We start from the raw sequence: 13,162 nt of genomic DNA on the forward strand, positions 1-13,162 counted from the left end.
GGCGCGTGGATGCGCCGGCCCTCTCCCCCGGCCCCTCTCCCGCAAGCGGGCGAGGGGAGCACACCCTTGTTACCCCGCCCGCTTCGTCGAAATCACCGCCTCAGCCACATTGGCCGGCGCCTCGGCATAGTGCTTGAACTCCATCGTGTACGTCGCGCGTCCCTGCGTCAGCGAGCGCAGCGTGGTGGAGTAACCGAACATGGTTGCCAGAGGCACCTCGGCGCGCACGATCTTGCCGCCGCCACCGGCGATGTCTTCCATACCGTGCACCATGCCGCGGCGTGACGACAAATCGCCCATCACGTTGCCAGTGAATTCCTCAGGCGTTTCCACCTCGACGGCCATCATCGGCTCCAGCAGGATGGGCCTGGCCCGGCGCATGCCTTCCTTGAACGCCATCGAGCCGGCCATGCGGAATGCGTTCTCGTTCGAGTCGACGTCGTGGTAGGAGCCGAACACCAGCGTGGCCTTGATGTCGACTACCGGGTAGCCGGCCAGCACGCCTGACTGCAGGGTCTCGCGGATGCCCTTGTCCACCGCGGGGATGAACTCGCGCGGGACCACGCCGCCCTTGATGGCATCGACGAACTCATAGCCGCCGCCGTGCGGCATCGGCTCGAGGTTGAGCACCACGTGGCCGTACTGGCCGCGTCCGCCCGATTGCTTGATGAACTTGCCTTCCACGTCCTTGACCGGCTGGCGGATGGTCTCGCGGTAGGCCACCTGGGGCTTGCCGACCGAGGCCTCCACGCCGAACTCGCGCCGCATGCGGTCGACCAGGATTTCCAGGTGCAACTCGCCCATGCCGGAGATGATGGTCTGGCCAGATTCCTCGTCCGTAGTCACGCGGAAGGACGGGTCTTCCTGCGCAAGGCGGTTCAGCGCAATGCCCATCTTTTCCTGGTCGGCCTTGGTCCTCGGCTCGACGGCCTGCGAGATCACCGGTTCCGGGAAGCTCATGCGCTCCAGGATGATGACCTTGTCGGGGTCGCACAGGGTGTCGCCGGTGGTCGCTTCCTTCAGGCCGACGGCCGCGGCGATGTCGCCGGCGCGCACTTCCTTGATCTCCTGGCGCACGTTGGCGTGCATCTGCAGGATGCGGCCCAGGCGCTCGCGCTTGGCCTTGACCGGGTTGTAGACGGTGTCGCCGGATTTGACCACGCCGGAATAGACGCGGAAGAAGATCAGCTGGCCGACAAAGGGGTCGGTCATGATCTTGAACGCCAGCGCTGCAAACGGCTCGTCGTCGCTGGGATGGCGCTCGGCCTCGCGGTCGTCTTCGGTGTGGCCCAGGATGGCCGGCACGTCGGCGGGCGAGGGCAGGTAGTCGATGACGGCGTCCAGCATGCTCTGCACGCCCTTGTTCTTGAAGGCGCTGCCGCACAGCATCGGCACGATCTCGTTGGCGATGGTGCGCTTGCGCAGGCCGCGCTTGATCTGCTCCTCGGTCAGCGGCTCGCCCGACAGGTACTGGTGGAGCAGCGTCTCGTCGGCCTCGGCGGCGGCTTCGACCATCTTGTCGCGCCATTCCTGCGCGGTGGCCAGCAGGTCCGCCGGAATGTCCTGGTATTCGAAGCGCACGCCCTGGCTGGCATCGTCCCAGACGATGGCCTTCATCTTGACCAGGTCGACCACGCCCTGGAAATGGTCCTCGGCGCCCAGCGGGATCTGGATCGGCACGGCGCGGCCCTTGAGGCGGTCGGCGATCTGCGTCTGCACGCGGAAGAAGTCGGCACCGACGCGGTCCATCTTGTTGACGAAGGCAATGCGCGGCACCGCGTACTTGTTGGCCTGGCGCCAGACCGTCTCGGACTGCGGCTGCACGCCGCCGACAGCGTCATAGACCATGCAGGCGCCGTCGAGCACGCGCATGGAACGCTCGACTTCGATGGTGAAGTCGACGTGTCCCGGCGTATCGATGATGTTGATGCGGTGTTCGGGGTAGTTGCCGGCCATGCCCTTCCAGAAGGCAGTGGTGGCGGCCGACGTGATGGTGATGCCGCGCTCCTGCTCCTGCTCCATCCAGTCCATGGTGGCAGCGCCATCGTGCACTTCGCCCAGCTTGTGGTTGACGCCCGTGTAGAACAGGATCCGTTCGGTCGTCGTGGTCTTGCCGGCGTCGATATGCGCGCTGATGCCGATATTGCGGTAGCGCTCGATGGGGGTCTTGCGAGGCACAGTGTTCTCCATGGATGAAACACGCTGGAATAGAGTAGCACCACTGGCCGTTTGCCGTTGTCCCTGCCGTGCGCAGGGGCACACCGCCGCAGCCCGGTGCTCCGGCATGAGCGTGTGTCTGAGGCGGGCCTAGGATTCGGCTTCATGCGAAACCGATTTCTCCCATCCTGCCAGCGTCCGCGGCTCCCTATACTGGCGCAGCATCGCGCCCCGCGTGTTCATCGCCCTGCCATCCCATGGCCGGTCAGGATGCGCCCGGTTGCCGATGCATTCCCGGACTACGAAGCCACGCATGACAACCATCCTGATCGTTGACGACCATCCGGCGATGCGGCTGGTGCTCAGGCACCACCTGTTGCAGCTGCTTGGCGTAGACGAGGTGATCGAAGCAGACAACGGACAGTGCGCCATCGAGTTGGTGCGCGCGCGCATGCCGGACCTCGTGCTGCTCGACCTGGACATCCCGCGCTCCAGCGGGCTGGATGTGGCGCCACGCCTGCGCGCGATCCATCCGCAGGTGCGCATTCTGGTGGTGACGGCGCTGGACCCGGCGGTGTTCATCAGTCGGTCATGGCAGGCCGGTGCGCAGGGCTTCGTCAGCAAGACCCAGGACATCAAGGAAATCCTGCGTGCGGTCGAGGCGGTGCTGGCGGGCTATACCGTGTTCCCGGTGCTCAACCGCGGCGGCGCGCCGCGCCAGGCCATGTCGGCGGACGAGGAGATCCTGCGGCGCCTCTCCGACAAGGAACTGGTGGTGCTGCAGATGCTGGCGCGCGGCATGTCCTACAAGGCCATCAGCGCCAGCCTCTTCATCAGCAACAAGACCGTCAGCAGCTACAAGGCACGCATCATGGGCAAGCTGCAGGTCTCGTCCCTGGTGGAGCTGGTGGATTTTGCGCGGCGCTGCCGGCTGACGCCCTGAGCCCGGTCATTCTCATTAGACATCATATGACTTGGCGGGGCGACACCCACCCAGGTGCGTGCGCGCCGGTCAGCCTTGGGCGGCGGCCGTCCCTGAGGCCTTGCGCAGCCGTTCGCGGCTGTTGGTCAGGTGCATGCGCATGGCGGCCTTGGCCCCGTCGGGGTCGCGGCGCTCGATCGCGTCGTAGATGTTCTCGTGCTCGATGCTGACGCGCTCCAGGTACTGCTCGCGCTCGGGCGTGCTGACCTGCAGGCGGCTGCGCGGGATCACCATGGTGCCCAGGTGGCCCATGATGTCCGTGAAGTAGCGGTTGCCGGTGGCGCGCGCGATCGCCAGGTGGAAGGCAAAGTCGCTCTCCACGGCGTCGTTGCCGGCGCCGGCGCTGCGCTTGAGCTCATCCAGCGCCTGGCGCATGGCGGCCAGCTGCGCGTCGGTGCGGCGCGATGCGGCCAGGCCCGCGGCCTCGGCTTCAAGGCTGACGCGGAATTCCAGCATCGCCATCACATCCATGGCCGTGCCCAGCGCGTCCGGCCCGATGCGGAAGGGCGAAGGCGCCTCGGCCGCGCGCGCCAGCACGAAGGTGCCGATGCCGTGGCGGGTCTCCACTAGGCCGCTGGCCTGCAGCCGCGACAGTGCCTCGCGCACCACGGTGCGGCTGACCCCCATCGACGCCATGATCTCCGACTCGGTCGGCAGCTTGTTGCCGGGCTTGAGCTGGCCCTGGCGGATCTCTTCGCCAAGGGCCTGCACCACTTCCTCGGCAAGCGTGCGGCCGCGGCGGCGCAGCGGCGCTTGCGGCGCTTGCGGCGCAGGAACGGGCGGAACGGACTGGGCGGGGGTGGAGTTCGGCATGGTGGATACGGGCGGGGTTTCCCGGACTTGACCGGTTCGAGATGGCCTCATTATACTGGGTTATCAGTCATACGATGACAGATAACATACGCGACACGATGGTCGGGGTGAACGATACTGCGCCCGCCATCAGAAATGCCGGAGACAACCCAGAGATGACCCCAACCGCCGCCCCCATGGCGTCCGCCCACACCCCGGTCGTAACCGAACTGACCGTGGTGCCCGTGGCCGGGCATGACAGCATGCTGATGAACCTGTCCGGCGCCCATGGCCCGTACTTCACGCGCAATATCGTGATCGTGCGCGACAGCGCCGGCCAAACCGGCGTGGGCGAGGTCCCGGGCGGCGAGGGCATCCGCCAGACGCTGGAAGACGCGCGGCCGCTGCTGGTGGGCCAGCCCATCGGCCAGTACCAGGCCATCCTGAACCGCGTGCGCGCGGCATTCGCCAGCCGCGATGCCGGCGGCCGCGGCCTGCAGACCTTTGACCTGCGCATCACCATCCATGCGGTGACGGCACTGGAGGCGGCCCTGCTCGACCTGCTCGGCCAGCACCTGGAGGTGCCCGTGGCCGCGCTGCTCGGCGAAGGCCAGCAGCGCGACGCGGTGGAGATGCTGGGTTACCTCTTCTATATCGGCGACCGCCAGCGCACCACGCTGGACTACCGCACCGAGCCCGATGCCGACAACGCGTGGTTCCGCCTGCGCAATGAAGTGGCGATGACCCCCGCGGGCGTGGTGCGCCTGGCCGAAGCCGCTTATGAGCGCTACGGCTTCAACGACTTCAAGCTCAAGGGCGGCGTGCTGAGCGGCGACGAAGAGATGGAAGCGATCCTGGCGCTGGCCGAACGCTTCCCGAAGGCGCGCATCACGCTGGACCCAAACGGCGCCTGGTCGCTGGCAGAAGCCGTGCGCCTGTGCCGCGACAAGCGCGGCGTGCTGGCCTATGCCGAAGACCCGTGCGGTGCCGAAGACGGCTACTCCGGGCGCGAGATCATGGCCGAGTTCCGCACTGCCACCGGCCTGCCCACCGCCACCAACATGATCGCCACTGACTGGCGCCAGATGGGGCATGCGGTGCGGCTGCAGTCGGTCGACATCCCGCTGGCCGACCCGCACTTCTGGACCATGCAGGGCTCGGTGCGCGTGGCGCAGATGTGCGCGGAGTGGGGCCTGACCTGGGGCTCGCACTCGAACAACCACTTCGATATCTCGCTGGCGATGTTCACCCACGTGGCCGCCGCCGCACCGGGGCGCGTCACCGCCATCGACACGCACTGGATCTGGCAGGACGGCGAGAACCTGACCCGCAACCCGCTGCAGATCGAAGGCGGCCTGGTTCAGGTGCCCAAGACGCCGGGCCTGGGCGTGGAGCTCGACATGGATGCCCTGGCGCGCGCGCACGCGCTGTACCAGCGCAAGGGCCTGGGCGCACGCGACGATGCCGCGGCGATGCAGTTCCTGATCCCGGGCTGGAAGTTCAACAACAAGGCGCCCTGCATGGTGCGCTGACGCGGTACCGGCAATGACGCCAACCGGCCGTTGCCGTTATCGGGACGGCCGGGCTCATCTGATAAAGACACACTGCAGGAGACAACGATGTACACGTTCCAACGCCAGCCCGCCCTGCGCCTGCACCACTGGCTGCGCGCCTTTGCGCTCGGCTCTGTCGTCACGGTGGCGGCCCTGACCGTCAGCGCCGCCGCCTACGCCGCGCCACAGGACTGGCCGCAACGCCCGGTATCGGTCGTGGTGCCGTTCCCGCCGGGCGGCTCCAGCGACGCCATCGCGCGCATGCTGACCGTGCCGCTCAATGAAAAGCTGGGCCAGCCCTTCGTCATCGACAACCGCCCCGGCGCGACCGGCGCCATCGGCGCCACCTTCGTCAAGCGCGCGCCGGCGGACGGCTACACCATGATGGTGGCGTCGATCGGCGTGTATGCGGTGAACCCGTTCCTGCAGAAGAACCTGGCCTATGACCCGGCCAGGGATTTCGACCTGCTGACGGTGGCGGTGCGCGCGCCCAACGTGCTGGTGGCCAATCCGCAGTTCCCGGCCAACACGCTGCAGGAACTGGTGGCCTACATGAAGAAGAACCCGGGCAAGGTCAGCTTTGCCTCGTCCGGCGCGGGCTCGTCCGATCACCTGACCGCGGCGCTGTTCTGGCAGAAGAGCGCCACCGACGGCCTGCACGTGCCCTACAAGGGCGGCGGCCCGGCCATCTCCGACCTGCTTGCCGGCCAGGTCGACGTGTCGTTCCAGAACGTCAACGCCGTGCTGCAGCACATCCGCACCGGCAAGCTCAAGGCCATGGCGGTGACCTCCGACAAGCGCTCGCCGGTGCTGCCCAATGTGCCGACCATGGCCGAGGCCGGCGTGAAGGATGTGGAGGTGTACTCCTGGCAGGGCGTGGCCGCGCCGCGCGGCCTGCCGCCCGAGGTGAAGAGCCGCCTGCACGGCGCGCTGGTGTCGTCGCTGAACGACCCGAAGATGCGCCAGAAGCTGTCCGAGAACGGCTTCGAGGTGGTGGCCAACACGCCTGAGCAGTTCAGCCAGTTCGAGGCGCAGGAGCTGCAGCGCTGGAAGACCGTGATCGAGAAGGGCAAGATCGCGCTGGACTGAAGCCATCCCACTGAACCCGGACACTGCAGCACCGACCGCGCCGGCCATGCACGCATAGCGTGCCGCGCCGGCGCGCGCGTCATCGACAGGAGACAACAGCATGACCCAGGGACGCCGCACCTTCCTCAAGCAATCCTCCGCACTGGCCGCCGGCCTGGCCGCCGGCCCGCTCGCGGGCCTGTCATCGGCGGCGCACGCCGCGCAAGACTGGCCCACCCGCCCGATCCGCCTGGTGGTGCCATACACCGCCGGCGGCTCGTCGGACATCATCGCGCGCCTGATTAGCAAGCAGCTGGGCGAAGCGCTGGGCCAGTCAGTGGTGGTGGACAACCGCCCCGGCGCCAACGGCAACGTCGGCGCGGCACTGGTCGCGCAGGCCACCGACAACCACACGCTGATGCTGTGCGATATCGGCGCGCTGGCGATCAGCCCGTCGGTCTATACCAAGCTGACCTTCAATATCGCCAAGGACCTCAAGCCGGTGTCGATGCTGGCCTACTCGCCGCACCTGCTGGTGGTGCATCCGTCGGTGCAGGCGGCCAGCGTGAAGGAACTGGTGGCGCTGTCGCAGCGCAGCCAGCTCAACTTCGCCGTGACCGCCATCGGCAGCGCGCCGCACCTGGCCGGCGTGGCGGTGGAGCAGGCCACCGGCGCCAAGTGGCAATACGTACCCTACAAAGGCGGCTCGCAGGCCATTGCCGATACCGTGGGCGGCAGCGCCCAGGTGCTGATGAACGGCATGCTGGCCACGCTGCCGCACGTGCAGTCGGGCAAGCTAAAGCTGATCGCCCAGTCCAAGCGCACGCGCATGCCGCTGCTGCAGAACGTGCCGACCATCGCCGAGCAGGGCGTGCCGAATTTCGAATCCGGAACGTGGCAGGGGGTGATGGCCCCGGCCAGCATGTCCGATGCGATGGTGGCGCGCATCAGCGGCGAGTTGATCCGCATCATCCGCGCGCCGGATCTGCGCGCGCAGCTGGTGGCCCAGGGGGCGGAGGTGGTGACGATGACGCCGGGGGAGACTGGGAAGTTCTTTGTTGCCGAGCAGACGCGATGGGCGGGGGTGGTGAAGCAGGCGGGGATCAAGCTGGAGGCTTGAGTGGGAGCTAGCGGACCGCAGCACGTTCTTCACAGATTTGCGGGTGTGGCTGGTTTTGGCTTGGTGCCATGCGCTCGGGTGTCGCTCTTGACTAGCGTGGGCTGTTTCGCCGGCGTAGCCGGCGAGTCACTTTTTGTCCGAGCGACAAAAAGTAACCAAAAAACGCGTCGCCTATGCGGCTGGCAATCAATTCCACGGCGTTGGTGGTTCGCACGGTGGTGCTTGCCGTTTGGGCGTGGTTGCTCGTTCGACCCTGCTACGCCATGTGAGTCAGGGATAGTGCCTGCGTTAGCCCACTATTGAACGATCCCCATGCGGGGCGTAGGCCGCCTGCTGCAAACGGCATCGCGGGGACGCCTACGGCTGCTGCGCGGGCTCAAAATGCGCTGACGGTCATCGGGCGCTTGCGCGAAGCGCAGCCCACGCCCGCCAAGAACAACACCCGACCGCATGGCGGCCAATCCAAAGCAGCCCCGTTCGCCAAGGGCTCCCCTAATCTAGCGAAGTCCCCAATAAGAAAAGGCCCCGCGTACTGCGGGGCCTGCGGGATTAACCCTTCACCGCTTCCGGCAACAACGCCTGCGGCAAGTTCTGATAACAAACCGGCCGCAAGAACCGGTCAATCGCCGTCGCCCCCACTGAAGTCGAACGCGCATCCGAAGTCGCCGGGAACGGCCCGCCATGCACCATCGCATAGGCAACCTCAACCCCAGTCGGATAGCCATTGCACAGCACCCGCCCGGCTTTGCGTTCCAGCACCGGCAGCAGGCGCCGCGCGGCCGCGTGGTCGGCATCGTCGAGCTGCATCGTCGCCGTCAGCTGGCCCTCAAGCTGCCGCGCCACCGTCAGCATCTCGTCGAGATCGCGGCACACCACCAGCACCGTCGACGGCCCGAACACCTCGGCCTGCATCCGGTGATCCGCCATGAACTGCGCCGCGGTGGTCTCGAACATCACCGGCCGCGCCTGGTTGGCCCCGTTGCCGTCGACGCCGTCGCCAATGCGTTGCAGACCGTCGAGCGACGACAGCTGCGCCACGCCTTGCTCAAAGGCGGCATGGATGCCGGGCGTCAGCATGGTCGCTGCCGGCTTGCCTTGCAGCGCGCCGAGCGCCGCTGCGCGGAACTTGTCGAGCGCGGGGCCTTCAATGCCGATCACCAGCCCGGGGTTGGTACAGAACTGGCCGACGCCCATCACCAGCGAATCCACCAGCTGGCGGCCGATTTCCTCGCCGCGTGCATCGAGTGCCGCCGGCAGCAGGAACACCGGATTGATGCTGCTCATCTCCGCATACACCGGAATCGGCTGCGGGCGGCGCTGGGCAGCCTGCATCAGCGCCAGGCCGCCGGCGCGCGAGCCGGTGAAGCCCACCGCCTGGATTGCCGGATGCGAGACCAGTGCCGTGCCGATGGCATTGCCCGCCCCGACCAGCAGCGAGAACACGCCTTCGGGCAGGCCCGCGTCCTGCACGGCCTTCTGGATCACGCGTCCCACCAGTTCCGACGTGCCCAGGTGCGCCGGGTGTGCCTTGACCACGACCGGGCAGCCCGCGGCCAGTGCCGAGGCGGTGTCGCCGCCGGCCACGGAGAAGGCCAGCGGGAAGTTGCTGGCGCCGAACACCGCCACCGGGCCGATGGCGATGCACTGCATGCGCAGGTCCGGGCGCGGCGGGTTGCGCTCGGGCAGCGCGGCGTCGAAGGTGGCCTGCTGCCAGCGGCCTTCGCGCAGCACGGTGGCGAACAGGCGCAGCTGGCCGGCGGTGCGGCCGCGCTCGCCCTGCAGGCGCGCGATCGGCAGCGCGCTTTCCAGGTGGGCGCGTTCGGTCAGCGTGTCGCCCAGCGCTTCGATGCCGGTGGCGATGGCTTCGAGCAAGGCCGCGCGCTGCTCTGGCGTGGTGTTGCGGTAGGTGTCGAAAGCGGCTTCAGCCAGCGCACAGGCGCGCTCGACCTCGGCCTGGCCGCCGCCATGGAAGTCAGGGCCCAGGGCTTCGCCGGTGGTGGGATTGATGGCCTGCAGCAGGGCTTCGGTGCCGCGCACGGCTTGCGCGCCGATCAGCATGTCGCCGGTGATGTGCATGGAAGGATTCCTTGTCAGCGTTTGAATGGGAAAGCCGGCCGGAGGGCATATGCCCCGCGGCCGGCCTGTCGCTATGCAGTGCGAGGACGGGCTTACGTTGGCGATTACTGCGGGCCGAGCTTGTTGATCAGCGTGCCCAGCATCTCCATCTCCTCGCCGGTCAGGTCGGTCAGCGGCGCGCGTACCGGGCCGCCGTCGCGGCCGACCAGGCGGGCGCCGGCCTTGACGATGCTCACGGCATAGCCGGCCTTGCGGTTGCGGATGGCCAGGTAGGGCAGGAAGAAGTTGTCGAGCAGGCGGCCCACGGTGTCGTGGTCATCCGCGGCGATGGCGCGGTAGAAGTCCATCGCGGTCTTGGGGATGAAGTTGAACACGGCCGACGAATACACCGGCACGCCCAGCGCCTTGTAGGCCGCGGCATAGACCTCGGCCGTGGGCAGACCGCCGAGGTAAGAGAAGCGGTCGCCCAGCTTGCGGCGGATGCTGACCATGGCCTCGATGTCGCCCACGCCGTCCTTGAAGCCGACCAGGTTGGGGCAGCGCTCGGCCAGGCGTGCCAGCTGCGTCGCATCCAGCTTCGAGTTGGCGCGGTTGTAGACGATCACGCCGATGTCCACCGACTTGCAGACCTGCTCCACGTGCGCGGCAATGCCGTCCTGGCTGGCTTCAGTCAGGTAGTGCGGCAGCAGCAGCACGCCGGCCGCGCCCAGGCGCTGGGCTTCCTGCGCGTAGGCGATGGCGGTGCGGGTCGGGCCGCCGGCGCCGGCCAGGATCGGCACCATGCCGGCGCAGGTGCGCACAGCCGTGTCGACCACGGCCGAGTAGTCCTGCGGCGTCAGCGAGAAGAACTCGCCGGTGCCGCCCGCAGCGAACAGCGCGGTGGCGCCGTAAGGGGCCAGCCACTCCAGCCGCGCGGCGTAGGCGTGCGGCGCGAAGTCGCCCTGGGCGTCGAAGTCGGTGATGGGGAAGGACAGCAGGCCTTCAGAGACGATTTTCTTGAGTTCGTTGGGTGCGAGCATCGCGGCAATCCTGAGCGGGCCAGTGGCCCCGGGTGGCAGTGGCGGCTGACTGCGACGGCGCAGGTCATCCGAGTTATCAGTCATCGTACGACAAGGTTTTAGCGAAGGCAATAGGGCAGGCGATCATTCGGGGTTAACCGGGATGGGGCCGGCGTTTCCGCTGGAGAGCCTTGCGGGCGCCAAAAAAAACGACAGGAACGCGCAGTCAGGGGCACTTCATGCCTGCGATGGCGGCGGTCGTACTGTGGTGAGGCCCGGTGAGGCTGGAATGTGATGTTGTAGGACAACGTAGGTCAGGCGGCTCCCTGCCGGCGCGCCGTCCACTCAGGAAATTTGAAACACCGATGCAAAGCTGCCGGTGCACGGGTCCCCGGCGACTGGCACACTGGCAACCTGGACTGACGGGGAGAACATGGTGGGAGAGTTACAGGCCTTGCTGGAGAATCACGGGCTGATGCTGGTGTTCCTGAACGTGCTGGTCGAGCAGGCCGGGCTGCCGGTGCCCGCGTACCCGATGCTGTTCGTCGCCGGCGCGCTGGGCGTGCAGGACACCGGGCCGTCGATCGGCGCGGTGCTGGCGGCGGTGATCTTTGCCTGCCTGATTGCCGATACCGGCTGGTACTTCGCCGGACGCCGGCTGGGGCAGCCGATGCTGCGCACGATCTGCCGGGTATCGATTTCGCAGGACTCGTGCATCCGCCAGACCCAATCGCTCTATCTGCGCGTGGGGCCGCGCTCGCTGGTGATTGCCAAGCTGCTGCCCGGTGCCGGGGCCTTGTCCACCGCGATGGCGGGCATGACGGGCACGCCGTTGCCGGTGTTCCTCTTCTATGACGCCATCGGCGCGCTGGTCTGGGCTGGCAGCGCCTTGCTGATCGGCGTGGTGTTCAGTGATTTCATCGATGCCATCCTGGAGGCGTTCAGCGCCTACGGGCATATGGCCGTGGTGGGGCTGTTGGTGGCGTTCGCGCTGTTCCTGGCGTGGCGCTGGTGGCGCCGCCTCCGGCTGCTGCGCCGCACGCGGCGCGTGCCGCGCATGACGGTGGATGAGCTGGAAGCGCGCCGGCTCGCCGGCAGCCTGCCGGTGGTGATCGACGTGCGCGCCCACGGCGACACGCCGATGGAGCGCATCCCCGGCTCGGTGGTGCTCGACATGCAGGGCGCGCTGGACAGCCTGGACGCGCTGGGCGTGCCGCACGCCGGGGCCGACATCGTGGTCTATTGCGCCTGCCCCAATGAACTGTCCGCCGCGCTGCTGGCCGAGCGCCTGCGCGTGGCCGGCTACCCGAAGACCTGGGCCCTGGCCGGCGGCTTCGACGAATGGAAGCGGCGCCACGGCGGCACCGCGCCGACCGAGGCGGCCAACCAGCCAGGGCCGGCCGAAGCCGCCTGAACCTGCCAGGCCGTCGGCGCTGCGCTCAGCGCTTGCCCGCGGTCTGGAAGACCGACAGGTCCGGGTAGACCGCGCGGATCTTCTCCCACTCGGCGGCATTGAAGAACTGGCACTTGCCGGCGCCGAAGCGCTTGGACACCTCCACGCAGAAGCGCACGGCTTCAGCGATGTCGATCTCATGGTTGGCCGAGGTCGCGCTGCCCGACACCACCGACTGCGCCGTCACCGCCACGCCGACCACCGGCGCCTGGGTGGCCACGTGCGGCTGCATGATGCTGTTGAAGTGGTACAGGCCGTTGTGGTACGGCGTGATGTCCTGCTGCGAGATCGGGAAGGTCACCGCCGGGCAGCCGGTGGTGGACTCCATGGTCGCCACCAGGTCTGGCGCCACGCGCAGGATGTAGCCCTGCATCGCCGTCGGCGAAATCGCAAAGCCGCGGTGCTTGATGATGCTGTTGCCCTTGGAGGCATCGATCGACAGGATCGCGTCCATCTCGGGCAGCACCTGGTAGTCGTTCATGGTGTCGGACGAGACCGGCATGCCCATGAACGGCACCGGGTCGTGCGGCTGCATCGAGACATTGGTCGACAGGTGCGTGGTCACGATCACGTCGCCCACCAGGTGGTCGCCGCGCGCCTTCATCTGCGCCAGCTTGAGCGCCACCGTCAGGCAGCCGATCGGACCGTCGGCGTCAGACACCAGCCCCACCAGTTCCGGGCGCGCGCCGATCGCGCCGTTGCGGCCGATCACGCCCAGCGTCGGCGCACTGCCGCCGCTACGCTTGCCCGTGGCGCCGGGGATCACGATGGTGATGAAGTCGGTGGTGTTGGCAGTGTTCTCGGGCGGGGCGTTGTGGACCGTGGTCACTTCCACGCTCACGCCGGCGCCGGCATAGGGCACGAACAGTTCGCTGACGACCGCACCGTTGGCGTGCGGGCTGTCCAGGGCTTCATGAATGACCAGCGTCTGCTGCAGGGCCATGGCTTTCTCCAAATGATGTG

The 13,162-nt window shown here is 67.7% G+C and carries 10 protein-coding genes; 5 read left to right on the forward strand and 5 right to left on the reverse strand.

Annotated features, from left to right (window positions below):
- Positions 1–69: 69 nt before the first annotated feature.
- Positions 70–2,178: an elongation factor G gene (gene fusA, locus AC1Q7H_RS13640; protein ID WP_041228508.1), complete on the reverse strand. Its 2,109-nt coding sequence runs from the start codon at positions 2,176–2,178 to the stop codon at positions 70–72.
- Positions 2,179–2,470: 292 nt separating this feature from the next.
- Here fusA and AC1Q7H_RS13645 point away from each other — a divergent pair, with 292 nt between their 5' ends.
- Positions 2,471–3,100, forward strand: a complete 630-nt coding sequence (locus AC1Q7H_RS13645) for a response regulator transcription factor (protein WP_211979527.1) — start codon at positions 2,471–2,473, stop codon at positions 3,098–3,100.
- Between the two features lie 69 nt (positions 3,101–3,169).
- Here AC1Q7H_RS13645 and AC1Q7H_RS13650 read toward each other — a convergent pair whose 3' ends face one another.
- A complete protein-coding gene (locus tag AC1Q7H_RS13650; protein WP_492378480.1) occupies positions 3,170–3,952 on the reverse strand; it encodes a FadR/GntR family transcriptional regulator in 783 nt (260 codons plus the stop codon).
- Positions 3,953–4,107: 155 nt separating this feature from the next.
- Here AC1Q7H_RS13650 and gudD point away from each other — a divergent pair, with 155 nt between their 5' ends.
- The 3 genes from gudD to AC1Q7H_RS13665 all read left to right on the forward strand — a co-directional run bounded on the left by gudD (position 4,108) and on the right by AC1Q7H_RS13665 (position 7,672).
- The gene (gene gudD, locus AC1Q7H_RS13655) at positions 4,108–5,463 is read left to right on the forward strand and encodes a glucarate dehydratase (protein WP_211979528.1); all 1,356 of its coding nucleotides are present in this window, start codon (positions 4,108–4,110) and stop codon (positions 5,461–5,463) included.
- A gap of 87 nt (positions 5,464–5,550) precedes the next feature.
- Complete coding sequence (locus tag AC1Q7H_RS13660) at positions 5,551–6,573, forward strand: Bug family tripartite tricarboxylate transporter substrate binding protein (protein WP_013951833.1); 1,023 nt, start codon at positions 5,551–5,553, stop codon at positions 6,571–6,573.
- A 100-nt stretch (positions 6,574–6,673) separates the two neighbouring features.
- Complete coding sequence (locus tag AC1Q7H_RS13665; protein ID WP_153956455.1) at positions 6,674–7,672, forward strand: Bug family tripartite tricarboxylate transporter substrate binding protein; 999 nt, start codon at positions 6,674–6,676, stop codon at positions 7,670–7,672.
- 549 nt (positions 7,673–8,221) lie between these two features.
- Here the strand turns inward: AC1Q7H_RS13665 and AC1Q7H_RS13670 are convergent.
- Together AC1Q7H_RS13670 and kdgD are read right to left on the reverse strand one after the other, a co-directional pair.
- A complete protein-coding gene (locus tag AC1Q7H_RS13670) occupies positions 8,222–9,748 on the reverse strand; it encodes an aldehyde dehydrogenase (NADP(+)) (protein WP_153956454.1) in 1,527 nt (508 codons plus the stop codon).
- A gap of 104 nt (positions 9,749–9,852) precedes the next feature.
- Complete coding sequence (gene kdgD, locus AC1Q7H_RS13675) at positions 9,853–10,767, reverse strand: 5-dehydro-4-deoxyglucarate dehydratase (RefSeq protein ID WP_041228511.1); 915 nt, start codon at positions 10,765–10,767, stop codon at positions 9,853–9,855.
- A 412-nt stretch (positions 10,768–11,179) separates the two neighbouring features.
- Between kdgD and AC1Q7H_RS13680 the strand changes: the two genes are divergently transcribed.
- Positions 11,180–12,160 (forward strand): DedA family protein/thiosulfate sulfurtransferase GlpE, encoded by a 981-nt coding sequence (locus AC1Q7H_RS13680; protein WP_013951837.1) that lies wholly within the window; start codon positions 11,180–11,182, stop codon positions 12,158–12,160.
- Between the two features lie 25 nt (positions 12,161–12,185).
- Here the strand turns inward: AC1Q7H_RS13680 and AC1Q7H_RS13685 are convergent, their stop codons facing one another.
- On the reverse strand, positions 12,186–13,142 hold the full coding sequence (locus AC1Q7H_RS13685) for a DUF1177 domain-containing protein (RefSeq protein WP_492381392.1): 957 nt from the start codon (positions 13,140–13,142) through the stop codon (positions 12,186–12,188).
- Between the last annotated feature and the right edge of the window lie 20 nt (positions 13,143–13,162).

This window comes from Cupriavidus sp. GW823-FHT06D04, from assembly GCF_058795055.1.